Source organism: Serratia sp. TSA_198.1, from assembly GCF_052686505.1.
This window is the reverse complement of sequence record NZ_JBQZFP010000003.1, coordinates 290405-313956: the sequence shown is the minus strand read 5'-3', so window position 1 is coordinate 313956 and position 23552 is coordinate 290405. Positions and strand designations below refer to the sequence as shown.

21 protein-coding genes are annotated in these 23552 nt (G+C 59.8%); 12 read left to right on the top strand and 9 right to left on the bottom strand.

Annotation, left to right across the window (positions count from 1 at the left end):
• The first annotated feature begins 53 nt into the window (after positions 1-53).
• The 5 genes from ACUTSW_RS16085 to ACUTSW_RS16065 are packed head-to-tail and all read left to right on the top strand — an operon-like array spanning position 54 to position 5413.
• A complete protein-coding gene (locus tag ACUTSW_RS16085; protein ID WP_004949818.1) occupies positions 54-461 on the top strand; it encodes an ExbD/TolR family protein in 408 nt (135 codons plus the stop codon).
• A gap of 1 nt (position 462) precedes the next feature.
• Positions 463-1215: an energy transducer TonB gene (locus tag ACUTSW_RS16080; RefSeq protein ID WP_445584851.1), complete on the top strand. Its 753-nt coding sequence runs from the start codon at positions 463-465 to the stop codon at positions 1213-1215.
• Positions 1216-1256: 41 nt separating this feature from the next.
• Positions 1257-3500: a TonB-dependent receptor family protein gene (locus ACUTSW_RS16075; RefSeq protein WP_006323436.1), complete on the top strand. Its 2244-nt coding sequence runs from the start codon at positions 1257-1259 to the stop codon at positions 3498-3500.
• A 19-nt stretch (positions 3501-3519) separates the two neighbouring features.
• Positions 3520-4170 (top strand): MotA/TolQ/ExbB proton channel family protein, encoded by a 651-nt coding sequence (locus ACUTSW_RS16070; protein ID WP_004949824.1) that lies wholly within the window; start codon positions 3520-3522, stop codon positions 4168-4170.
• Entirely contained in the window at positions 4163-5413 is a 1251-nt protein-coding gene (locus ACUTSW_RS16065; RefSeq protein ID WP_445584850.1) for a phospholipase D-like domain-containing protein, read from the top strand. The genes ACUTSW_RS16070 and ACUTSW_RS16065 overlap by 8 nt, the downstream gene beginning before the upstream one ends.
• A 40-nt stretch (positions 5414-5453) precedes the next feature.
• Here ACUTSW_RS16065 and ACUTSW_RS16060 read toward each other — a convergent pair whose 3' ends face one another.
• The 4 genes from ACUTSW_RS16060 to ACUTSW_RS16045 form a co-directional block, all read right to left on the bottom strand.
• On the bottom strand, positions 5454-6563 hold the full coding sequence (locus ACUTSW_RS16060; protein WP_445584849.1) for a DmpA family aminopeptidase: 1110 nt from the start codon (positions 6561-6563) through the stop codon (positions 5454-5456).
• 2 nt (positions 6564-6565) lie between these two features.
• Positions 6566-7942 (bottom strand): APC family permease, encoded by a 1377-nt coding sequence (locus tag ACUTSW_RS16055; RefSeq protein WP_445584848.1) that lies wholly within the window; start codon positions 7940-7942, stop codon positions 6566-6568.
• A 163-nt stretch (positions 7943-8105) separates the two neighbouring features.
• Positions 8106-9614 (bottom strand): CoA-acylating methylmalonate-semialdehyde dehydrogenase, encoded by a 1509-nt coding sequence (locus tag ACUTSW_RS16050; protein WP_445584847.1) that lies wholly within the window; start codon positions 9612-9614, stop codon positions 8106-8108.
• 12 nt (positions 9615-9626) lie between these two features.
• Positions 9627-10967, bottom strand: a complete 1341-nt coding sequence (locus ACUTSW_RS16045; RefSeq protein ID WP_445584846.1) for an aspartate aminotransferase family protein — start codon at positions 10965-10967, stop codon at positions 9627-9629.
• Positions 10968-11226: 259 nt separating this feature from the next.
• On the opposite strand from ACUTSW_RS16045, the gene ACUTSW_RS16040 reads away from it, so the two are divergent.
• Positions 11227-12156, top strand: a complete 930-nt coding sequence (locus ACUTSW_RS16040) for a LysR family transcriptional regulator (RefSeq protein ID WP_062869501.1) — start codon at positions 11227-11229, stop codon at positions 12154-12156.
• A 258-nt stretch (positions 12157-12414) separates the two neighbouring features.
• Here ACUTSW_RS16040 and ACUTSW_RS16035 read toward each other — a convergent pair whose 3' ends face one another.
• Positions 12415-13542, bottom strand: coding sequence for an iron-containing alcohol dehydrogenase (locus ACUTSW_RS16035; protein ID WP_445584845.1), 1128 nt, complete (start codon positions 13540-13542; stop codon positions 12415-12417).
• A 276-nt stretch (positions 13543-13818) separates the two neighbouring features.
• On the opposite strand from ACUTSW_RS16035, the gene ACUTSW_RS16030 reads away from it, so the two are divergent.
• The 3 genes from ACUTSW_RS16030 (at position 13819) to ACUTSW_RS16020 (ending at position 16366) form a co-directional block, all read left to right on the top strand.
• Positions 13819-14577: a response regulator transcription factor gene (locus tag ACUTSW_RS16030; protein WP_063202188.1), complete on the top strand. Its 759-nt coding sequence runs from the start codon at positions 13819-13821 to the stop codon at positions 14575-14577.
• Positions 14578-14677: 100 nt separating this feature from the next.
• Positions 14678-15979: an NAD(P)/FAD-dependent oxidoreductase gene (locus tag ACUTSW_RS16025; RefSeq protein WP_445584844.1), complete on the top strand. Its 1302-nt coding sequence runs from the start codon at positions 14678-14680 to the stop codon at positions 15977-15979.
• A 21-nt stretch (positions 15980-16000) separates the two neighbouring features.
• Positions 16001-16366: a cupin domain-containing protein gene (locus ACUTSW_RS16020; RefSeq protein WP_445584843.1), complete on the top strand. Its 366-nt coding sequence runs from the start codon at positions 16001-16003 to the stop codon at positions 16364-16366.
• 41 nt (positions 16367-16407) lie between these two features.
• On the opposite strand, the gene ACUTSW_RS16015 is transcribed toward ACUTSW_RS16020, so the two are convergent.
• From ACUTSW_RS16015 to ACUTSW_RS16000, 4 genes are all read right to left on the bottom strand, one after another.
• Positions 16408-17214: an alpha/beta hydrolase gene (locus ACUTSW_RS16015; RefSeq protein WP_445584842.1), complete on the bottom strand. Its 807-nt coding sequence runs from the start codon at positions 17212-17214 to the stop codon at positions 16408-16410.
• Positions 17215-17302: 88 nt separating this feature from the next.
• Positions 17303-18415, bottom strand: coding sequence for a class II histone deacetylase (locus tag ACUTSW_RS16010; protein ID WP_445584841.1), 1113 nt, complete (start codon positions 18413-18415; stop codon positions 17303-17305).
• Between the two features lie 14 nt (positions 18416-18429).
• Positions 18430-19359 carry an MFS transporter gene (locus ACUTSW_RS16005; protein WP_445584840.1) on the bottom strand — a complete coding sequence of 310 codons (930 nt, stop codon included), beginning with the start codon at positions 19357-19359 and terminating at the stop codon, positions 18430-18432.
• A 141-nt stretch (positions 19360-19500) separates the two neighbouring features.
• On the bottom strand, positions 19501-20148 hold the full coding sequence (locus tag ACUTSW_RS16000) for a response regulator transcription factor (protein WP_006323452.1): 648 nt from the start codon (positions 20146-20148) through the stop codon (positions 19501-19503).
• Positions 20149-20711: 563 nt separating this feature from the next.
• On the opposite strand from ACUTSW_RS16000, the gene ACUTSW_RS15995 reads away from it, so the two are divergent.
• The 3 genes from ACUTSW_RS15995 to ACUTSW_RS15985 are packed head-to-tail and all read left to right on the top strand — an operon-like array spanning position 20712 to position 23542.
• Positions 20712-22205, top strand: coding sequence for an APC family permease (locus tag ACUTSW_RS15995; RefSeq protein ID WP_062869510.1), 1494 nt, complete (start codon positions 20712-20714; stop codon positions 22203-22205).
• Positions 22180-22767, top strand: a complete 588-nt coding sequence (locus ACUTSW_RS15990) for a DUF3156 family protein (protein ID WP_062869512.1) — start codon at positions 22180-22182, stop codon at positions 22765-22767. The genes ACUTSW_RS15995 and ACUTSW_RS15990 overlap by 26 nt, the downstream gene beginning before the upstream one ends.
• Positions 22760-23542 carry an SDR family NAD(P)-dependent oxidoreductase gene (locus ACUTSW_RS15985; protein ID WP_445584839.1) on the top strand — a complete coding sequence of 261 codons (783 nt, stop codon included), beginning with the start codon at positions 22760-22762 and terminating at the stop codon, positions 23540-23542. The genes ACUTSW_RS15990 and ACUTSW_RS15985 overlap by 8 nt, the downstream gene beginning before the upstream one ends.
• Positions 23543-23552: the final 10 nt, after the last annotated feature.

The following is a 23552-nucleotide window of genomic DNA, read 5'->3' as shown; positions in this document are numbered from 1 at the left end:
AAGGTAAACAAAGGCCTCCTATATTGGCTGCTTTGCTTTTGGGAGGGAGTGCCATGCGTAACTGGAACGAACCGAAAAAGAACAAGGCGCACATCGAGTTGATCCCCATGATCGACGTGATGATGTTTTTGCTGGTGTTTTTTGTGCTGATTAGCCTGAACGTGATCCCGGCGCTGGGGCTGAAAACCCAGTTGCCGTCTGCCGGCAGCGCTCAGCAACTGAAGCCGCAGAAGAAAGCGATCATCACGCTGGGGGCTGAAGAACAATTGCAGCTGGACGGCCAACCGGTGGCGCTTAACGCACTGGTCAGCACGCTCAAACAGCAGCAGCAGGAAAACCAGACCACCACCATTATCGTCAACAGCGACAAGGGCGTTGCGGTGGAGCGACTGGTGGCGGTGATGGATAACCTGCGCCAGGGCGGATTCTATTCCGTCTCCATCGCTACACGGAAGCTGTGACATGTATCTGCTCTATCGTTCACGTCACCTTTTCAGCTGGCTGCCGGCGCTGATCGTGGCGGGCTGTTTGCTGTTCGCCAGCCAGCAGGCTGCGCTGAAAATCCAGCCACGCTATGACGACACTACCATGGAACTGGCGCTGGTCGAGCCGGAGCCTGAACCTCAGCCTCAGCCTCAGCCGGAACCGCCGGTGGAAACCCCACCGCAACCCGAACCCCCGCCACCGGAGCCGCAACCCGTTCCTGAACCCGTGGTGCCGGCCCCGGAGCCGATTATCGAGGCCAAGCCGGTTCCCAAACCGCAGCCCAAACCCAAGCCCAAACCGGTGAAAGAGAAAGCCAAACCGGTAGAAAAGGCCAAACCGGTATCCGCACAGCCTGCGCCGAAAGCGCTGGTCAGCAAGCCCGCGCCAACGCCGGCCGCACCTGCCACGCCGAAGGTCAACGCCCAGGCGATCGAAAACGGTTATTTGCAGGCACTGCGCCACGAACTGGAACAGCGCAAGCGCTACCCGAGCGGACGACAGGCTTCGCTCGAACGGCCGCAGGGCAACGTCGAGGTCTGGCTGGAGGTCGATCGCAGCGGCCGCGTGCTCTCTTCCGGCATCGCCAACAAGGCTGCCAGCATGCTGCTGAACCGCGCGGCGATGAGCAGTTTACAAAGCATCAGCCAGGTGAAGGCGTTCCCGAGCGACGCTTTTGCCGGGCAAACAACAAAACGATTTTCAGCCACGTTCAATTATCAGGCGCCGTAGCGACCTGGCATAACAGTTTGATTTTTTAGGGGATGGAAACAATGAAGTCTTTCAATCGATCTGGGATTTATCTGGCGGTGATGTCGGCGATGCTGCCGGGCGCGGCGCTGGCGGCGGACACCACCGACGTCGGTACCATCAGCGTGAAGGGGCAGTCGCTGGGCGGCGGCATGATGGTGCAGGACGACAGCGCCAAGGCGCGCTCCACCGTCACCAAAGAGGCGATGGACAAAATGCCCGCAGCGGCCAACGCCATCGACAAGCTGAAATACACGCCAGGCCTGAACGTCAACAGCAACGACGCCAGTGGCCTGAGCGGCGTCGATTACACCATGCGCGGCATGAACTCGGATCAGATCGGCCTGTCGATGGACGGTATCCCGATCAACGACTCCGGCAACTATGCCGTCTATCCGAACCTGCTGGGCGATTCGGAGAACCTGGAGGAAGTGTTCGTCACCCAGGGATCATCCGAGGCGGACGGCCCGCACATCGGCTCCAGCGGCGGCAATATCGGCATGGTGACGCGCCGCCCGGCAAAAGATTTCGGCGGCTTCGTCAAGCAGACGCTGGGCAGCAACAACCTGAGCAAAACCTTTGCCCGTTTGGAAACCGGCGAGTACAACGGTTTCAGCAACTGGTTATCCTACTCGCACACCGAGGCGAAAAAGTGGCGCGGGGAAGGGCGCGAATATTCCAACAAGTTCGAAATGAACTCGCTGTACGAAGACGGCAACGGCAACAGCAGTAATCTGATCATGAAGTACAACCGCCAGCAGAACGTCAACTACAACACCCTGAGCAAGGCGCAGTTCGAAAACGACGGGCGCGATACCGACTACGCCACCACGCCGGAATACAACAGCAAGGGCCAGTTGAACAAGTACTACAAACTCAACCGCAACCCGTTCGATACCTTCACGCTGTCATTCACCCAGAAGCTGCAACTGCGCGACAATCTGTCGCTGACCCTGCAGCCGTATTACTACTGGGGCAACGGCGGCAGCTTTACCGGCCAGACGGCGTCGGTGCTGTCCAATACGTCGGACAAGGCCGGCCAGTACGATCTGAGCAATCTGAAGTCCAACACCTATTACCGCCCTTCCTGGACCCAGACCTGGCGCCCCGGCATTACCACCAAGCTGAAGTGGGACATCAACGATCAGCACAGCCTGGATATCGGCTACTGGTATGAACGTGCGCGTCAGTTGCAGACCCAGCCGTTTATCGGCATCAAGGACGACGGCAACCCGGCGCAGATTTCGGGCAAACCGGGCGGTTCCGATCAGGTGCAGGACGCCAACGGCAAGACCGTGCAGGGGCGTAACCAATACACCATTACCCCGGCGCAGAAAGTGTGGCTGCAGGACACCTGGTACGCCACGCCGGACTGGACCTTCGTCGGCGGGCTGGCCTATCAGTACGTGGAACGTAAAGGGGACAACCGCGGCAGCCTGTACAACGTGCCGGAGAAGCGCGATGCCACTTACCACGAATTCCTGCCTAACTTCAGCGCCAGCTACAAGCTGAACCAGGAAAATCAGGTGTTCTATAACCTGACGCGCAACATGCGCACCCCACCGAACTACGTGCTGTACAACGTCGGCGACTCGATCAGCACCAAGCCGGAGCTGAGCTGGAACCACGAGCTGGGCTGGCGTTTCCAGCAGGAAGACATGCTGATGAGCGCCACGTTGTTCTATATGCGCTACAGCGATCGTCAAGTCTCCACCACCAACTCGTCCGGCGATTACGAGATGATGAACATCGGCAACGTGGAGAACAAAGGGCTGGAGCTGGAGTGGAGCGGCCAACTGCCGCACAACTTTAACTACTACACCTCATACACCTATACCCAGTCGAAGCAGAAGAACGACATCGTCAGCAACGGCGGGTTGCCGCTGCCGACGTCCGGCAAAGAGGTGCCGAACGTGCCGAAAAACCTGCTGAACATGACGCTGGGCTACGACGACGGCCTGTATTACGGCAGCGTCAGCGGCAAATACGTCAGTTCGTTCTACGGCGATCTGACCAACGACGAGAAGATCGGCGGCCGCACGGTGTTCGATTTGGCGGCGGGGGTGCATTTGCCGGTGGACAAGAAAATCATCAAAAGCGCAGCGCTGCGCTTTGGCGTCAGCAACCTGTTTGACAAGGAATACCTGACCTCGGTGCGTACCACCACCTTTAACGCCGCGCCTTATGGCGGCGTGAAAGCCAGTACGCCGTATTACAACGTCGGGGAAGAGCGCACCTTTAGCGTGTCGCTGGAAGCCACCTTTTAACTAATCTGAGGGGTATGTTATGAATGCCAATTTATTGCACGACATTATTTTCTACGTAATGTACGCCGCGCTGGCGATTGCGCTGGTGATCATTATCGAACGCGCGCTGTATTTCGCTTACACCCAGCGCCAGGCCCGTCGGTTGGAGCAGGCGCTGACGCCGGACGTGCATCGCGCCGCCGATCTGCCGGACGAACTGACCCAGCGCAACAGCCTGCCGCTGGCGGTGATCGCGCCGGTACTGGAGCAGAAGCACCGCGCCGGTGACCGCGAAGCGATAGGCGATTTGGTCGACGCGCAGTACCTGTTGAGCAAACCGCTGATGGCGCGTGGCCTGTGGCTGTTGGAAACCATCGTCACCGCCGCACCGCTGCTGGGGCTGCTGGGCACGGTAATGGGGATTATCGAAACCTTTAAGGCGCTGGCCGCTTCCGGGGTGTCGGAGCCGAGTCTGGTGTCCGCCGGCATGGGCACCGCGCTGTACGCCACCGGGCTGGGGATCGCCATTGCGCTGCTGTGCCTGGTGGGCAACAACTACCTGCAAAGCCGCATGGAGCGCATCAACGAACTGCTGAAGGTGCTGTTGATCCGCGCCGGTGCGCCGGCCAGCCGCCCGGAAAACGGCAGCCGCGAGCAATGGGTTGACAGTGAGGCACCGCGCTATGCCTAATGGCCGTCAACCACGGCGGCCATTAGGCCGCCTTTACACTGCGTTATGGGGTGGCTGTCTGTTGATGTTGAGCCAGAGTGCGGCGGCGCGTTTTGCTATTCCCGGCTACGAGCTGGTGTATACCGCGCCGGTGGAAACCGTGTTGCAGGCGGATGACCTGCGCAACACCGCCGAGGTGTGGCAGCAGATGTTCGATGCGGCGAAAACCCGCATCGATCTGGGTCAGTTCTATGTGGCGAACCAACAGGGTTCGCTGCTGGACGGCGTGCTGCAACACCTGAAAGCGGCGGGCGAGCGCGGGGTGAAAATCCGTTTTCTGATGGAAGATAAGGGGATTCGTCTCTCCACCCCGGAGACGCTGGAACAGCTGAAGGCGATCCCCAACCTGGAGCTGCGGATTATTCCTTACCAGCGGTTGAGCGGCGGCATCCTGCATGCCAAATACCTGCTGGTGGACGGCGAGCAGGCGTTTGTCGGCAGCCAGAACTTCGACTGGCGGGCGCTGGAACATATTCATGAAACCGGGCTGCGCATCAGCGATGCCGGGGTCGTCGGGCAGATCCAGGCGATCTTCGAGCAGGACTGGCGGGCGCAGGCGTTGCTGACGGCGGATAAACCGGTGCCGCAGTTGGCGTATCAGCCCACGGCGGCAACGCCGCAGGGCAACTATCTGGTCGCCAGCCCGCGCGCCTATAACCCGGCCGGCGTGATTGACTCGCAGGTTGAGTTGCCGCGTCTGCTGGCGAGCGCCAAACAGCGGGTGAGGGTGCAGGTGATGGACTATGCGCCGTTGTCCTACGGCCCTGAACGTAGCCGGCCTTATTACGCGGTCATCGACAATGCCCTGCGCAGCGCCGCCGCGCGTGGCGTGCAGATCGAGCTGATGGTGGCCAACTGGAACACCAAAAAGCCCGATATCGCCTGGCTGAAAAGCCTGGCGTTGGTGCCGAACGTGCAGATAAAGGTGGTGACCATTCCGCCGGCAAGCCAGGGGTTTATCCCGTTCGCGCGGGTGATCCACAGCAAGCTGATGACTATCGACGGCGAAACCGCCTGGGTAGGCACCAGCAACTGGACCGGCGGCTATCTGGACAATTCGCGCAACCTGGAACTGGTGCTGCACAGCCCGGCGATGAGCCAGCGGCTGGACACACTTTACAGCCAGCTGTGGGACAGCGTTTACGCCGAACCGCTGAAACTGGATTACGACTATCCGGCGCCCAAACCGGGCGGCGAATCCTGATTTATCGTGGGCGCGGGCAATTCGCGCCCACGATACCCTTTCACCGCCGCCAGCCGGCTTTCTCCAGTGCGATAAGCAATTGCTCCGCGCTTAGCCCTTCCGCCCGATGGCCATTGCCGGAAACGGTATTGGCTGCCAGCAGGGCGTTGATTATCGCCTCTTCCACCGCTTCGGCCGCCGCCGCAAACAGATCGGAAATGTAATCGTTATTCACCATGCGCAACGGGGTAGTGAACGCGCCCTTGTTGGCATAGTCGGCGGGGGGTAGGCCGTCGTTGCCGGTAGCGAAGGCGAGGAAGATATCGCCGCTCGAGTCCTCGGTGCCGCCGCCGGTACGGGCGATGCCGATACTGGCGCGTTGGGCCAGGCGGGTACACTGATGCGGTAACAACGGCGCGTCGGTAGCCAGCGTGACGACGATCGACCCCATGCCCGGGTGCGGCAGTTGCGGGGTGAACGGCGAGGCGATATGGCCCAGATGGCGGCCTACCGGGTAGCCGCCGACCAGCAGCGACTGGCGTTTACCGTGGTTGGCCTGCACGATGGCGCCAACCGTCCAGCCGCCGCGTTCGGCGGGCAGGCGGCGCGAAGCGGTGCCGATACCGCCTTTGAACTCATGGCAGATCATGCCGCTGCCGCCACCTACCGCTCCTTCCTGCGGCAACCCGTCATGCGCTGCCTGCAAGGCCTGCCGAACGTGATCGGGTTTGACGTGAAAACCGTTGATGTCGTTCAGTAGGCCGTCGAAGGTTTCCATTACCACCGGCATGCTCCAGTACACTGCGTCGTCGCCCGGCGGCAAGGCTTCGCGCTCCAGCGCGATCAGGCTGTCGCGCACGACGCCGACGCTGTGGGTGTTAGTGAAGGCGATCGGGCTGGTGAGCAGGCCGGCTTCGCGGATCCACTCCAGACCGGTGGCGTCGCCGTTGCCGTTAAGCACGTGAACGCCGGCAAAGCAGGGCGACTGCCGCGCCTGGCCGGGACGGGGTTCTATCACCGTGACGCCGGTACGGACGCTGCGGCCATCGGCCAGATCGGCGTGGATGCCGGCGTGGCCGACGCGCACGCCGGGCACGTCGGTGATGGCGTTCAGCGGACCGGGTGTGCCGTGGCCGATGTTAATACCCAACTCCTGAGCGCGTTGCGACATGGCTATTCTCCTTCAATCGAGGGTTCAACAAGGGGGGCGGCCTGCCGGTTGCGCATGTAGCTCAGCGTCAGGCCAAAACAGAGGATGCCGGCAATGATAATAAAGTCTTTCAGGCTGCTGGCGATTAAAATTGTCCACAGTACGTACAGGCAGCCGAGCAGGGCGATCGCCACCGGCAACGGCCACAGCGGCATCAGGTACGGGTGGTGGAAGCGCGTCCGGCGGCGGCTGATCAGCGCGGCTACCGCCATGATGATGTAGACCAGCAGCAGCAGGATCACGGTAAAGGAGGTCAGATCGCCAAGGTTGGAGCAAAAGGCCAGCAACGCCGAGGGGATGCCGAACAACAGGGTGGCGACCCACGGCGTACCGAAGCGAGGATGGATTTTTTTCAGCGCCCGATTCACCTGCGGCAGCCAAAAACCGTCACGCCCGCTGGAGAACATCATGCGGCTGAACTGTGCCACGATGGCGATAATGGCGTTGAACACCGACAGGTAAATGGCGCCGCTGACCACCCGCGCCAGCGTCGGCCCGCCCAGTTGGCTGACCACATAGCCGACCGGATCGGCCTGTTTGGCCATGTCGGCTAACGAGGGTGCGCCAATGAGCAAAGCGGTGAAGGGCAACAGTTCGACCAGCACCACGATCGCCAGCGTCAGCATGATGGCGGTTGCCATAGGTTTGCCCTGTTCACGCATATCCTCCGCCATATACACCGCCGCCCCGTAGCCGTTGTAGGAAAACAGCGCGACGCCGACCATGGCGACGATCAAGGGCATGGAGACCGGCGCCAGCACGCCTTGCGGGTCCAGCATGACCGGCGCGGTGAAGATCTCCGTGCTCTGGTGCGGGTGACTGAACCCCAGCCAGGCGATTAAACCCAGCACCGCGATCTCGACCACCAGGAAGGTGCCGGTCAGCAGGGCGTTGGCTTTGATATTGAAAATAGCGCAGCCGCCGCCGATCAAGATGGTGATCATGCCGGCGGTGGAGGCGTCAAATTGGGTACCCAAGGCGGTGTTCAGATAGGGCACTGCGCCGGTGGCCAGAACTGCCGGCACAAACAGCGCGGCGCTGAGGATAAACAAATAGGTTTGCAGCCCGCACAGGGTGCCGAACAGCCGTTTGATAATACTGTATTCGCCGCCGGCGCTGGGGTGGGCGGCACCTAGCTCGGCATAACACAGGGCGATGGTCGCGGCGATAAAGGCGGCGATCAGGAATGAGATAAAAGCGCCGCTGCCGGCGCTGGCGATTGCCAGGGGGGCAATGACGAAGATCGAGCTGGCCGGCGTGACGCCGGAGGCGGTAATCATCACCACGTCCAGGACGCTGAGATTGCCTTTGAATTTATGTTCTGGTGTGGGCTCTTTCATTCAATACCCCATTAACAACGCGTAAGTGAGTGATGTTGCGGACGGCGATCGTGCGATAGAACATTGCGATGGCATGTCGTTGTCCGGGCCTGATTAAATGGAGCGCGTGGAAAAAGAGGGCGAATGTCTTCGCCCCTATAACATCATTATTTTTATGATGGAATTACCCCTGCCCGGACGGGAAGCTGAAGGTGGCATGTTGGGCGTCACTGGACGAAGGCCAGCGCTGAGTGATGGTTTTGCGCTTGGTGTAAAACCGGACGGCATCCGGGCCGTAGGCGTGCAGATCGCCAAACAGCGATCGCTTCCAACCCCCAAACGAGTGGTAGGCCACCGGCACCGGCAGCGCAACGTTGATTCCTACCATGCCGACCTGAATATGGCTGGAGAAATAACGCGCCGCCTCGCCGTCGCGGGTGAAGAGGCAGGTGCCGTTGCCGTATTCGTGGGCGTCAATCATTGCCATCGCCTCCTGCAGCGTGCCGACGCGCACCACGCCCAGCACCGGGCCAAAGATCTCCTCCTGGTAAATCCGCATGCCGGGACGCACGTTATCGAACAGCGTAGGGCCGAGGAAATAGCCCTGGCTGATTTGTCCGTCGTCATCCCGCACCGCCAATGCGCGGCCATCGACCACCAGGGTTGCACCTTCTTCAACGCCTTGTTCGATATAGCCTTTCACCTTCTGATAATGCTGTTGAGTGACCAATGGCCCCATGTCGTTGCGGTTGTCGCTGCCGATGCCGACACGCATGGCGGACATTGATTGCCGCAGCCCGGCAATCAATGCGTCGGCGGTGTCATCCCCCACGGCGACCACCAGCGGGATAGCCATGCAGCGCTGGCCGCAGGAGCCGAATGCCGCCCCCATCAAGGCGTTGACGCTGCCTGCGATGTCGGCGTCCGGCAGCACCACCGCGTGGTTTTTCGCGCCGCCCAGTGCCTGCACCCGTTTATTTTGGCCGCAACCGGTGTGGTAGATGTGCTCTGCCACCGGTGTCGAACCGACAAAGCTCACCGCCTTGACGCGAGCATCGTGCAGCAGGGTGTCCACCGCTTCGCGATCGCCGTTGACGACGTTCAGCACCCCAGGCGGCAGGCCGGCTTCTGAAGCCAGCTGGGCGATATACAGCGTGGAGGAGGGCACGCGTTCGGACGGTTTCAGCACAAAGGTATTGCCGCACACGACCGCCATCGGCCACATCCACAGCGGCACCATTGCCGGGAAGTTGAACGGCGTGATGCCCGCCACCACCCCCAGCGGCTGGAACTCGCTCCAGCTGTCGATACCCGGCCCGGCGTCCTTGCTGTGCTCGCCTTTCAGCAATTCCGGCGCATAGCTGGCGTATTCGATATTCTCGATGCCGCGCTGCAATTCGCCCATGGCATCGCTGAGTACCTTGCCGTGTTCGGCGGTAATCAGCCGGCAGATATGCTCTGCGTGCTGTTCCAGCAGCGCTGTCAGACGAATCATGATCCTGGCGCGTTTCAGCGGCGGGGTGTCTCGCCAGGCTGGGTAGGCCCGTTCTGCGGCGTCGATGGCGCTTTCCACCGTGGCGGAGTCCGCCAGCAGCACCTGCCGGTGCGACAGCCCGGTAGCCGGATCGAACACCGATTGGCTGCGGGTGCCGCCGGCGGCGTGCTGGCCGTTGATCCAATGTGAAATGGGCATGGCATTCGCTCCTTATTCGGTGGCGTTGAGGGCGTCGCCCAGGGCGTTGATCAGCGAGTCGATCTGCGCTTCGCTGCTGATAAACGGCGGTGCCAGTTGGAGGGTGTCGCCGCCATAGCGGACGTAAAACCCGTTTTCCCAGCAGTGCATCGCCGCTTCATACGGCCTGCGCGCCGCTTCCCCTGGCCGCGCCGCCAGTGTGATGCCTGCCGCCAGGCCAACATTGCGGATATCGGTGACGTGCTTGCAGCCTTGCAAGCCATGTACCGCCTGTTCGAAATAGGGGGCCAATGCCTGTACCCGTTCGATCATCTGTTCGCGCTCAATGATATCCAGCGTCGCCAGCCCCACGGCACAGCTGACCGGGTGGGCGGAATAGGTATAACCGTGCGGGAATTCGAGCAGGTACTCTGGCTCGTCGGTGTGCATGAAGGCATCGTAAATCGCCGGTTGAACCACCACCGCGCCCATCGGCTGCGCGCCGTTGGTCACCTGTTTGGCGATGTTCATGATGTCCGGCGTGACGCCGAACGCCTCGGCGGCGGTCAACGCGCCACAGCGGCCGAAGGCGGTGATCACTTCGTCAAAAATAAGCAGGATATTGTTTTGGCTGCAAATCTCACGGATACGTTGCAGATAGCCGATTGGCGGCACTATCACCCCGGCGGAACCGGAGAAGGGCTCGATAATCACGGCCGCGATGGTCGACGCATCGCGCAGCGCGATAATTCTGTTCAGCTCTTCCGCCAGTTCGGCACCCTGCGCGGGCATGCCGCGCGAAAAGGCGTTACCCGCCAGCAGGGTATGCGGCAGGTGGTCCGCTTCCGCCCCTGCGCCAAAAGCCCTGCGGTTACCGGCGATGCCGCCCACCGAAATACCGCCAAAGTTAACGCCGTGGTAGCCCTTTTCACGGCCGATAAAACAGGTTTTTCCTGCCTGGCCTTTGGCCCGCCAGTAGGCGCGCGCCATTTTTAACGAGGTGTCCGCCGCTTCTGAGCCGGAGCCGGTAAAAAATACATAATCCAGCCCGGCCGGCGTCATGGCCTTAATTTTATTCGCCAGTTCGAAAGACAATGAGTGGCCGAATTGAAACGCCGGGGAATAATCCAACCGAGAAAGTTGACGGTGGGCCGCATCGGCAATTTCCTGGCGGCCGTGCCCTAATCCGCAGCACCATAGGCCGGATAAACCGTCAAAGATTTTACGCCCATCCTGGCTGGTATAATAAGCGCCTTCAGCGTGACTTATCATTCGCGGGTTGGCTTTAAAATTACGGTTGCCGGTAAATGGCATCCAATGTGCTTCTAACCATTCACGATCGGGTTTATTTTCGCGGTGATTTAAATCAGCCATTTTTCCCTCCGGGTAGGAGAATAGGGACGGTTAATTAAATATCCCCGTCATCTTTTAAGTTACAGCGTTGTTATCTGCACGCGCTCACCCCATTACTTACTTGAGTAAGCGCCTGGGGATGAGCGAGTTGGCCGCCTGGCCGCAACTTAAAAGCTATAGGGTATAAATAAACGTGTTAATGAATTGTTGAGTGAAATTGACTATGTTCCGCTTCTTCACTAATGTGAATAATCATATGTCGAAACTTACTTAAGGTTTTATGCAAGTAAAAAAACGCGCGCTTTTAGGGCAGTTGTCGGATATGGATCTGCGGTTGCTGCGGGTGTTTAAAGCGGTGGTCGACTGCGGAGGAATGAGCGCCGCCGAGCTGGAGCTGAATATCAGCCTGTCGACCATCAGCAAACATATCAAGGATCTGGAGCAAAGGCTGGGGCTGACGCTGTGCCAGCGCGGGCGGGAAGGCTTCGCCGTCACCGACGAAGGGTTGTTGATTTACCAGGAAACCATCAATCTGCTGGCGGCCACCGAGGCTTTTCGCCGTGGGGTGGATGACGTGCATCGACGCATGGGCGGCCAGCTGCACGTGGCAATATTTGATCATACGGTCAGTAATCCGCAGGCGCACATCGGCCGGGCAATTGCGTTATTCAGCGAGCGTGCGCCGGACGTGTCTTTGCAAATGTACGTGGAGCCGATAAATACCATTGAGCGCGGCGTTATTGACGGGCAGTTTCAGATTGGCGTTATTCCCATGCACCGCAATGCGGAAAGTTTATCTTATAGTTCTTTATTCAATGAGAGGATGTTCTTATATTGCGGTGCGCAGCATGAGTTATTTTCCGCTCATCACGACATGCTGAATTGGGATCTGTTGCACAATTATGCCTTTGCAGGATTGGGCTACCATTCGCCGAATATGGCGTTAAGTTTGCAGCAGCATTTGCAGCGCAAGGCGACGGGTTTTGCTCAGGAGTCGATAGCGACCTTAATCCTCTCCGGCAAGTATGTCGGCTTTCTTCCCGACCACTATGCGGCGTTTTTCGTCGCGCAGAATATGATGCGGGCGATAAAACCGGAGCTGTTCCGCTACCACTGCGAATATTCCTGCGTGGTACGGCGTTCTCCCAGCCCGCAACGGGTGGTGAAGGTATTCCACGACTGCCTGCTGGCGGCGCATGAGGGGGAATAAACGCTTATTCCTGGCCTTCGGCGCCTTGCCAAAAATCGCCTGTCAATTGCTCAAAACCGCCGTTACCTGCTGCGTAAAGACGGTTTATTCGAACAGGCTTTCGGCGCTGCCGGCCTTTAAAATCCGTTTACTGCTTTTTCTTCTTACCGAAGATCTTTAGCAGCACGCCAACCAGAATGCCAATGGCGATGCCGGTGAAAATCCAGCTGATGATACCCATTTCCGATCTCCCGCTATTGCTTTGATCTCATTATATTATCATTCGACACGGAATGCGCCTTCGATCATCAGTTGCCGTTGCGCGGCGGTATAGTCGAGCAATGAGTTCTTGCTGTTGGATTTTTCCAGCGTCACCGCCAGTTCGTCGCCGGAAATCGGCAGGTCATCCTGCCAGAACGGCGCGATGGCGTTGCGGGTAATAAACTCGATCAGATAGCGTTCCGGGCTGTCTTGCTGTTCGGGGAACAGGCGTGCGGCCAGATCGCTCATCAGCGCGCGCTGTTGCGGCTGCTCGCTTTGCGCCAGCAGTTCGAGGAACGGCAACAGCAGGCGGCCGCAGACCTGGCCGTGGTGGTAATCGTGCAGCGCGCCAATCTCGCCGGCAATGCCGTGGATCACCCCCAGCCCGGCGGCGCTCAGCGTCAGCCCCCCCAGGTACGACGCCTGCATGATGGCTTCACGGGCGCGATCGCTACGGTTGAGCGCTGGCCAGGCATCCAGGAAATGGCGGATGCCGGTCAGCGACATCTCGCGCGTCATGGCGCTGGCGGTTTTGGACAGATAGGCTTCGAACAGGTGGGTAAACGCGTCGATGGCGCAGTAAGCCAGCACCTTGTCCGGTGCGCCCTGCAGCAGTTGCGGATCCAGGATGGCGGTATGCGGCACGAAGTTGTTATGGCGCAGCGAGGCTTTCACCTTGCTGATCCGGGTATCGGTGATCACCGCGTTTTGGGTCACTTCACTGCCGGTGCCGGCAGTGGTCGGGATGGCGATCAGCGGCAGGGTGGCACCGCTGATTTTTGTATCACCGATCTTTTCCATATAGCGCAGCGTCGGCAGCGGATGTTCCACTAAAGCGGCAAACGCCTTGGCGGCATCCAGCACGCTGCCGCCGCCAATGGCCAGCACACGCAATGCCTTGCCGCGCCAGCGTGCGACCCAGGCGTCGATCTCCTGCGGCGAGGCTTCGTGGCTGACGATCTCGGTGCCGATCAGCAGCGGCGTCAGGGCCTCTGCCAACGAGGAATATACCGCGCCATTGAGGAATGAACGGCAACTGAACAGCAATGTCGGCTGGGGATCGGCGGCCAGTAATGGGATCAGTTGGCTAATACTGCCGTGGCCGAACCAGGTATGCCGGTTGGCGATCGTCAGGCTGGTGGTCATGTTCTCTCCTTGGCGCGGTAAAACCACAGCATAAGCCAGCCTCGTCGGAGGAACCACTGCTTTTCACTGCCGCAAACCCATTCATTAACATATTAACCAGGGCCGTGGGTAACGGGGTGCCATAATCTGGCGAAGCTGTGATTTGTTTAACATGCAAGCAAGCGAAACCTTGCATTTGGCGCTGTTGAATGCTTTTTATAACAAGCGGGCCATGGCGCTGCCGGTTTTATCCGAAACAAGGTAATTGTTAATTTATTAATGATGGCGAGGGCGGATATGAGTATTCAGGTCGAACGGTTATCGGCGGTGATTGACGCGGTTGCGACACCCAGGTTTTATCCCAGCCTGCTGGCCTGGATGGAAGCTTTCTTCGCCTTCGACAACGCCATTGTTTATGCCTTCGAACGAGGCCGTGCGCCGCGTTGCCTGCTCAAAACCGAGCAAGAAAACAGCGATGCGGTCAACCAAATCTACCAGCGGGGCGCTTACCTGCAGGATCCCTTTTACCAGGTGCTGAACGGCGGCGGCAGCGGCGAGGTGTTTTCGCTGCGTCAGTTGGCGCCATGCGGTTTCTATCACACTGACTATTACCGTAATTTCTACCGTAAAACCGGCTGGCACGACGAGGCCGGCGTGCTGCTGCCACTGACGCCGGAACGCGGATTGGGGGTGTTTTTCGGTTCGGCGCGCCAGACGGTGGGAGTGCGCTATCCGCAACTGGCAGAGTTGAGGGGCGCGTTGACGCTGCTCAAAAGCATCGCGCGCCTGCATGGCGAAGTGGTCGCCGCGCCGGTATCGCCGGATACGGCGGAGGACAAAACCCGACAGGTGCGCTATCTGTTGACCCCGCGCGAACGCGAAATTGTCGATCTGATCCTGAGCGGCTGCGGCTCGCAGCAGATTGCCGACCGGCTGTTCATCAGCCTGGGGACGGTGAAAAACCACCGCAAGAACATCTACGGCAAGCTGGATATCGGTTCGCAGGCCGAACTGTTCAACCTGCTGTTGGCCGGGCCGAACCGCCGCAGCGCATAATGTTAATTTTTTGTAGCAAATGTCCCTAAGGGGACATGGCGGCTTGGCCGGCCGCTCCCGATAATCCGCTGTAGGGCATAGGATCTTCGGGAGTGCGGCAGTGAACAATAATATCGAATCGTTAACTTACTACGCGGCAACCAAAAAGTACGATCTGCGCTTCCCGACGCTGGAAGAAGATCTGGACGTTGACGTGGTGATCATCGGCGGCGGCTTCTCCGGCATCAATACCGCGCTGGAGCTGGCGGAGCAGGGCATCACCAACATCGCCATTCTGGAGGGGCGCCATCTGGGTTACGGCGGCACCGGGCGCAACGGCGGGCAGGTGATGGCCGGCATCGGTCACGATCTGGAAAAAATCAAACGTCACGTCGGCCCATCCGGGCTGGAAACCATCTTCAAAATCAGCAACCTCGGCGCCGGCATTATCCGTGAGCGCATCAAGAAATACGCTATCGACGCCGATTTCTGCTTTGGTTACGGCTACCTTGGCAGCAATGCGCGCCAGGAGAAAACCCTGCGCAGCTGGCTGAAAGAGTTCAAGGCGGTATCGCCAAATGAAGAGATCGAACTTTATACCGGCGCGGAAGTGAAGCAGGTGGTGGGATCCGACGCCTACACCTGCGCATTGAAGCACATGGGCGGCGGGCACGTGCATTCGCTCAACCTGCTGTTGGGCGAGGCCAAGGCACTGAGCGGCTACGGCGTGAAAATCTTCGAAAACAGCAGCGTGCTTAACGTCGAGTACGGTTCGCGCATTAAGGTCCGCACCGCCATGGGCTCGGTGCGCGCCAACAAGATGCTGTGGGCGTGCAACGGCTTTCTCAACGGCATGGAGCCGTTTATCCACAGTAAAACCATCAACACCTACGCTTTCCAGTTGGCGACAGAACCGCTGCCCGAGGCGCTGATCCGGCGCATCAGCCCGATCCGCGGCGCTTACAGCGATATTCGCCCGGTGATCGATTACTACCGTGTCACCAATGAAAACCGCCTGCTGTTCGGCAGCGCTACCCGCTTGATCGAATACATCCCGGCGGATCTCAAAGCCTGGAACCGCAACCTGATGCTGAAAGTGTTCCCGTACCTGCATGACGTGAAGATCGATCTGGCCTGGGGCGGGCCGCTGTGCTGCAGCGCCAACCTGTTCCCGCAGATCGGTACCTTGCCGCAGCACGACAACGTGTTCTACGTACAGGGCTATTCCGGCTTTGGCGTAACGCCAAGCCATATCGTCTGCAAGGTGCTGGCGGAGGGCATGAGCGAAGGATCCGATCGTTACGATCTGATGAGTTCGATCCCGCACGTCAACATCTTCGGCAAAGATCGGCTGCGCCGGGTGATGACCACCGCCGGCAAGGCCTGGCACCAGACATCCGGCTACTGGAAAGGCCGCCGTTAATTCTTATCAGAGGAGAAAGACATGAAACCATTACTGCTTAAGCAGCCGCTGCCTGAACTGCTGGAGATTGGCAGCGTCAGCAATCTGGGCGCCAGAGTGATCGCAGGTTCACCCAACGTCGGGGTAGTGACTCTTTTCGGTGAGCCGACCGATAACCTGAACTGCGGCGTTTTCAGCTGTACGCGCGGCACCTTTGTGATGGAGTATCCGTTTGCCGAACACGCCACCGTGTGGGAAGGCACCGTGACGCTGACCGATGAGAACACCGGGAAGTCCGTGCAGTATCAGGCCGGGGATTCGTGGTTTGTCGAGAAGGGCACGCCGGTGCGCTGGGAAATCACCTCCGATCGTTTTGTAAAACACTATCTCGCCATCGTCGAAGGTTGATCTCACCGTTATCCCCTCTCCGCCGGGAGAGGGGAAATCCGCTATCCCAGCACCCGCTCGATAAAGTCGGTGACCCGCTTCAATATCTGATCTTTGTTGGTTTCGTTAAAACTCTCATGCCGCCCGCCGGGATTGATCACGGCGTCGAAATCGCTGCCCTTCAGCCGATCGATGGCGGTCTGCGATTCGGCCATCAGCACCAGCCGATCGTCATCGCCGTGTATCCACAGCGTAGGCAGCGCGCCGAAACCCGGACCTGCGTTGATTTTTGCCAGGATCTGCTGCATGGCGCGCAGCGTCGGTCGTTTGAATGGCCCGTGCCACACCAAAGGATCGGCCTGATAGGCTTCGCCAACGGCCGGATCGCGCGACAAAGTGCCGGTATCCAGCGGTTCGTTCGGGATAGCGGGCAGATCAAGCAAGTCGGAGATCAGGGTTCTTTCGCCGATCAGCGGGCCGGATAGCACCAGTGCGCGGATGCCTTCGCGATAACGCTGGGTATAACGGGTGGCGATCATGCCGCCCATCGAATGGCCGATGACCACCAGCGGCACGCCTGGGTGTAGCTGCTGAAAATGCTCTACTACGCGGTGAACATCGTCGACTACGGCGTCGTAATCCTCAATCAATACGCGCTCGCCCTGCGACAACCCGTGGCCGAGATGGTCGGGGCCAAACACGCGTGCGCCCTGTGCCGCCAGCGTACGCGCCACGTACTGATAACGGCCGAGATGCTCGCCGTAACCGTGTACCAGCAGCGCCAAAAAGCGCGGCCGATCGCGGCTCCAGTCATGCACGGCAATATCGCCATGGCCACCTTTGATAAAGCTGATCTTCTGTTCAGACATCGTATTTTCTCATCGGAAGGGTCATATTCAGCGTAGCGGCAAAGCGGAGAATGGGTAGGGGCACTGCGTGCGGTGCCCCAGAGGGAAACTACAGCTTGAACTGCTGCGCCAACCGATCGATGGCGTCGCGTTGAAACAGGTTGAAGGCGTCACGCGGTTGCTGTTGCCGGATAAAATCCAGCAGCGGATCCTGCACTTCGGTGCGAATGCCGCTGAGCTGTTCCATCACCGCCAGGCCGCAGAACGGCACGTAGGATTCGGCGTAGCCGCCCTCATGAACCATCACCAGTTTGCCGCCGCACAGGCGATCGGCGGCGTCTTGCACCAGCGCGGTCATGCTGCGAAAGCTGTCGCTGTGCAACTGCATGCGCGCCAGGGGATCGATGGCGTTGGCGTCGTAACCGCAGGCAATAATAATCAGTTCAGGCTGAAACTGTTCCAGCGCCGGGATCACTATCTGTCGCATGGCATACAGATAGCCGTCGTCACCGGCGCCCGCCAGCAGCGGAACATTGATGTTAAAGCCTTCCCCCGCGCCTGCGCCGCGGTCCTGCTCGCCGGAATAGCCCGCCGGGAAGCAGCCGTCCTGATGCAGCGACAGCGTCAGCACATCATCACGCTGCCAGTAGATATGCTGGGTGCCGTTGCCGTGATGCACGTCCCAGTCGAGCACCGCCACCTTGCCCAGGCCGTATTGGGCCTTGGCGCGCTCGATGGCAATCGGGATATTGGCCAGAAAGCAGAAACCCATCGACTGGTCGGGCAGGCAGTGGTGACCCGGCGGGCGCGACAACGCATAGGCGTTGTCCAGCTCACCTTGCAGCACCGCCTCGACCGCCGCGCAGGCCAGCCCGGCGGACAGTTTCGCTATTTCATAACTGCCCGGGCCCAGCGGGGCTTCTTCCCCCAGCATGCCGCCGCCGTTGTCGCTTAACTGTTTGAAACGTTGCAAATAGTCGGCCGGGTGAATGCGCAGCAGGTCTTCGTCAGTGGCCAGTTCGGCGCTCAGCAGCCTGAGCCGGTGCGACAGGCCGGAGACGTCCATCAGGTTTTTCATCCGCCGTTTGGTTTCCGGCGATTCCGCATGGCCCGCCCCCGAAGGGGGTTGAACCCAGCCGCCGACCGGCAGCGTAGTGGCATGCAGGCCGGTGCTGTGCCAGAAACAGCGTTCATCAAAGAAGAAACCGGTTTTTCTTTTCACCTTTTTACTCCTGGTCAATGGCGCGGCGTGCGCGGTGAAGCTAACAAAATCAATAACAGCGACAGCAGCGTGCAACCCAGCGCGCCGATCAACAGGCCGTAACCCAGCCAAATCAGTCCGTTGCCACGGCGGCGTGCGCTGATAAACGCGGCACCGCCGGCACCGACGATGCCAAACAGGGTGGCGGCAGCCAGCACCTGGCCGCTGTTGACCGGCGAAAGGCCGGCGGCGGCGGCGATACTGCCGATAAAGGTCCAGACCGCGCTCAGGCTGATATAAAAGCTCAGTACCGCCAGCACGGCGAAAGCTTTGCGGAACAAGGGAGAGGCGGCGGAGCGCAGCGCTGCGTGCGTAGGGTGAAACCCGGCTGGGAAGGCGCGGATCAGTGGCAGGCAGCACAGCATGATGGCCGCCAGAATCAGATACACCGCCATCAGGCCGAAATGAGCGAACAGCGGGGGCAGCACCAGTAGCCCGACCGCACCCAGCACCAGTTGGCCCAACACCCAGAAGGCGTAGACCCGGCTGGGGTTGGCGGTGCCGCCCGCGCAGGTGATGCACAGGATCATCAAGGTGCCGCCCGCCATCGAAGCGATAAAACGCAGCCCCAGCAGCAGGGTGAAATCACTGATGAGCGCCGAGGCCAGATTGCCGGCGATAAACACCGCCGCCGCCAACGCAGCGACCCGGCGCCAGTTAACGCGGCTTATCCACCACCAGGCGGGCAAGGTAGCCAGGCTCATGGCACCCAATTCGGTCGAAAACAAGTGGCCGATTTGCGCCGGGGTGAGCTGCCACTGGCCGGCTAACTGCGCCGCTATCGCCGGGGCGGTCATCAGGATGCCTGGCGCAATGGCGGCAAAAATAATAATGGCGGTCAGCAGCCGTGGCGGGCAGGGGATAGCCGCCCCGGTTGAGGGTACAGAAACTGAATCACTGGACATAATAATTATCCCCGCAGGTTAAACCTGAGTCAGATATAGCCGCGATGCCGTATTTTGGGCAGGCGGAAACCGCGCCATGGATGGCGAATAATTAACGAGTTTATTTTTACCTGTTATAAGCCATCGTTATGGCTGTATTCATTAGCCCAGGGCAATAAAGCTGCTGGCCACCAATTCGGTGCGGTTTGCTACCTCGGTTTTGGCAAAGATATTGCGCATATGGGTTTTCACCGTCGAAAGTGAAATGCCCAGCTTCAGGGCTATGCGTTTATTGCTGGCCCCTTCGCGCACCATATTGACGATCTCCTGCTCCTTGGCGGTCAGCAACTGGGCCTCGCCGCCGGGCAGCAGATCGCGCGTCGCCAGTTCTATCAGCGGCAGTACTGCCCGCAGACGGCCACGCTCCACCTCGGTAAAGGGCGTATCGCGGATCAAAGACACCCCGGCGATAATGCGTTTACGCTGACGGATAAAAATCTCCGTCATATCGCGCATGTCATTCGGCAGCATAAAGTCATGATAATAATGGCGGTTATTGGCGATCGCCGCCGGGCTCATGCCGACCATGCTGATATCCTGCTGATGGAAATTGGCGGGTTTGAGCGGATCAATCTGCTGAAAATGGGTCAAATACTGCTGATGCGTCTTATCGGAAATGCCGTGCAGAATATAGTGGTCTGGCCGCAGATCTTGATTGACCAGGTAAAACACCCCGGCGGACACCGGGATCAAATGCGCAATGGTGGTCAGACAGCTGTTGATAAAGGCATCGGATGATGTGCTGTGCATGATTCATTTCCCTCCTTTACCTACCCTGCGATCTGGAGAATGCGTCGTTCAATATATGAACGATCCCAGCATAGTTGTAGCAATTCGGTAACACAATAAGAACATATTAACAACGTGAGCCTGATTGCAATAAAATACATAAATAACAAGGCAACGACCCCTCGTTGCCTGAGGGATGGGTGGCCTTGCGTCAATATTTAGTTAATATATTAACGAATGGCATGCCTCCTTCCCGCTGAATTTAAAGTGATTTCCCCTGCCAGCGGGGTGGCGCTGTGTGTATCGCCGGGTGGCGACCCCTTTTCGCTCGCTGTCGGCGGCTCGTTCCTAAGAACGATGGACAGACGCGCTGTTCCCCGCATTCTCTCGAAAATCCCCTCCGCGAGATTCAAACCATAACGGTTGGCCGGGCTAAAAAGATAAGAGGAAAAAGCTATGGTTCGGCCTCGTCCTTAAGGACGATAGCCAGTATTTTCCTTTCCTCTCTATAGTGAGATCACCGCTAACTGCGGCGTAAACCTGCACAAACAACACCAGGGCACAAACGATAAGAGGAACTACCCATGAACCTGTCGTCGCGGCTTCATGCCCACCTTGAACGGGGCAAGGTCGGATTCCCCACTACGCTGGCCAGCTCGGTCGGGGTGATTATGGCCAGTCCGGTGATCCTCACCGTCACCAGCGGTTTCGGTATTGGCGGCGATACCTTCGCGCTGGCGATGCTGATCGCCTTCATCATGATGCAAGCCCAGCTCACCACCTTCTCGGAGGCGGCGGCGATGCTGCCGACCTCCGGCTCGGTGTATGACTATATCGCCTGCGGCATGGGCCGCTTTTTTGCCATTACCGGCGCGCTGTCGGCCTATCTGATCGTGCATATCTTTGCCGGCACCGCCGAAACCATTCTTTCCGGCATCATGGCGCTGGTGAATTTCGAACACCTCAACACCCTGATGGAAACCCACAACACCTCCTGGATGATTGGCGTCGGGTTGGTGATCCTGTTCGGTCTGCTCAATGCGTTTGGCATCGAGGCGTTCGGCAAGGCGGAGATCGTGCTGACTTTCGCCATGTGGAGCACGCTGGTGATTTTCGGTATCGCCGGGCTGCTGTCGCCGCATGCGGTGCCGCTGGAAGGCTGGTTCGGCAGCACGCTGAGCCTGAGCGATCCCTTTGCGGTGTTCAGCCTGATCGGCATGGCGATGTTTATGTTTGTCGGCTGCGAACTGGTGACGCCGATGGCGCCGGAGATCAAAGGCTCCGCCCGCGTGATCCCGCGCGCCATGTCGCTGGGGCTGTGCGGCGTGGCGGTCTGCATGGCGCTTTACGGCGCCGCGCTCAGCCATCAGGTGGAGAACGTGGTGGTGGATGCCGCCAACGGCGTTCACTTGCTGGACACGCCGATGGCGATCCCGGCCTTTGCCGGGCAGGTGATGGGCGAGTTCGGCAAATATTGGCTCGGTATCGGGCTGCTGTTGGCCGGGGCCGCCACCATTAATACGCTGATGGCGGCGGTGCCGCGCATTCTGTACGGTATGGCGCTGGACGGCGCGCTGCCGCGCATCTTCGCTTATCTGCACCCGCGCTTTAAAACCCCGGTGGTGGGCATTCTGGTGGCGGTGCTGATCCCCTGCGTACACGCCTTCGTCATTCAGGGCAATCTCGAGCGCATTCTCCCGCTGGTGCTGGCGGCGGTGTGCGCCTGGGGTGTGGCCTACTTGCTGGTGACCTGCTCGGTGGTGATCCTGCGCATCCGCCGGCCGGATCTGCCGCGTGCCTACAAATCGCCGTGGTTCCCGCTGCCGCAAATCGTCTCCAGCATCGGCATTGTGCTGGCGATTATCTACATCACTCCGCCGGGCATGAACCCGCGTGACGTCTATATCCCCTTCAGCATCATGATCGGCCTGACCGCTGCCTATGCGCTGTTCTGGACGCTGTGCGTGCAGAAGGTCAACCCGTTCAAACCGGTGCCGGTCGAACAGGTGCTGGAAACCGCCTTCGCCAAAACGGAAAACGAGGAGGCGCAGTTTGATCGGCTTACTTCCCTCACTTAATCGCGTGTGGCGGCGGCAGCCGGCGGGTTATCAGCCGGGGGTGACGCTCACTCGGCTGGCGCAAAATCTTCAGCCCTATGCCTGCGAACGCCTGGCGCCGTGCCAACTGCGCTTGACGCTGCCGCAGGGGCCGGTGATTGAGGTCAGCGAACGGGTTAGCGCGCTGTTTATGGCGCATATCGTCAGCCACCGCTTCCGCGTGCAGGGGGCAAGCACATTGGCCGAGCCGCTGACGCTACGTATCACCGCCGGAGGTTGGCTGCGGCGGCGGGGTGTGGTTTATCGCGCCACCCGCGACAATGCCACGGCGCAGCGGGTGATCGGCGCCTTGCAGCGTTATCCGCAGATTGGCCAGACGCTGACGCAGCTCGATTTCCGCAGCATCCAACTGAGGGTGGCCGACGGCCGCTGGTGGCTGGATATCGAACATTTTGCCGCGTCTGAAGTGGTCAGCCGGTTGCCTGCCGGCCGTCGCTACCTGCGGCTGGAGCCGGAACAGCGGCGGTTGTTGCTGAGCAGCCTGCTGATGATCGGCCAACTGATGGAGAAACTGGATGAATAGAGTGGTGGTGATTACCGGCGGCGGCACCGGCGTGGGGGCTGCCTGTGCCCGGCGGCTGGTCGCTCAGGGCGACAGGGTGTTTATCATCGGCCGCCGCCGCGAACCGCTGACGCTGCTGGCAGAGGAAATCGGTGCCGTGGCGCTGGTGGGCGACGCGTCGAGCGGCGAAAGCTGGAACACCACCTTGCTGCCGGCCATTTTGCGGCAGGGCGGGCGCATCGATTGCCTGATCGGCTGCGCCGGCGGCATGGGGGTTGGGCGCATTACCGACACGAGTGACGCGCAGTGGCAAGGCGCGTTGGACAGCAATCTCAACAGCGCTTTCGCCAGCGCGCGCGCCTGCCTGCCGGAACTGGTGAAAACCGGCGGCAACCTGCTGTTTGTAGCCTCTATCGCTTCGCTGGCCGCCGGACCGGAGGTGTGCGGCTACGTCACCGCCAAGCATGCGCTGATTGGGCTGATGCGTTCCATCGCCCGCGATTATGGCCCGCTCGGGGTGCGCGCCAATGCGGTATGCCCCGGTTGGGTGACTACGCCGATGGCGGACGAGGAGATGCAGCCGCTGATGGACGCCCATCAGATCTCGCTGGCGCAGGCTTACCGGATGGTGTGCCGCGACGTGCCGCTGCGTCGCCCGGCCAGCGCGGAAGAGATCGCCGGCATCTGCCGTTTTCTCTGCTCGGCCGAGGCGTCAATCATTACCGGTGCGGCGCTGGTAGCCGATGGCGGCTCCACCATCGTCGACGTGCCGACGTTGGCTTTTACTTCCCTTTAAGGAGAATCAG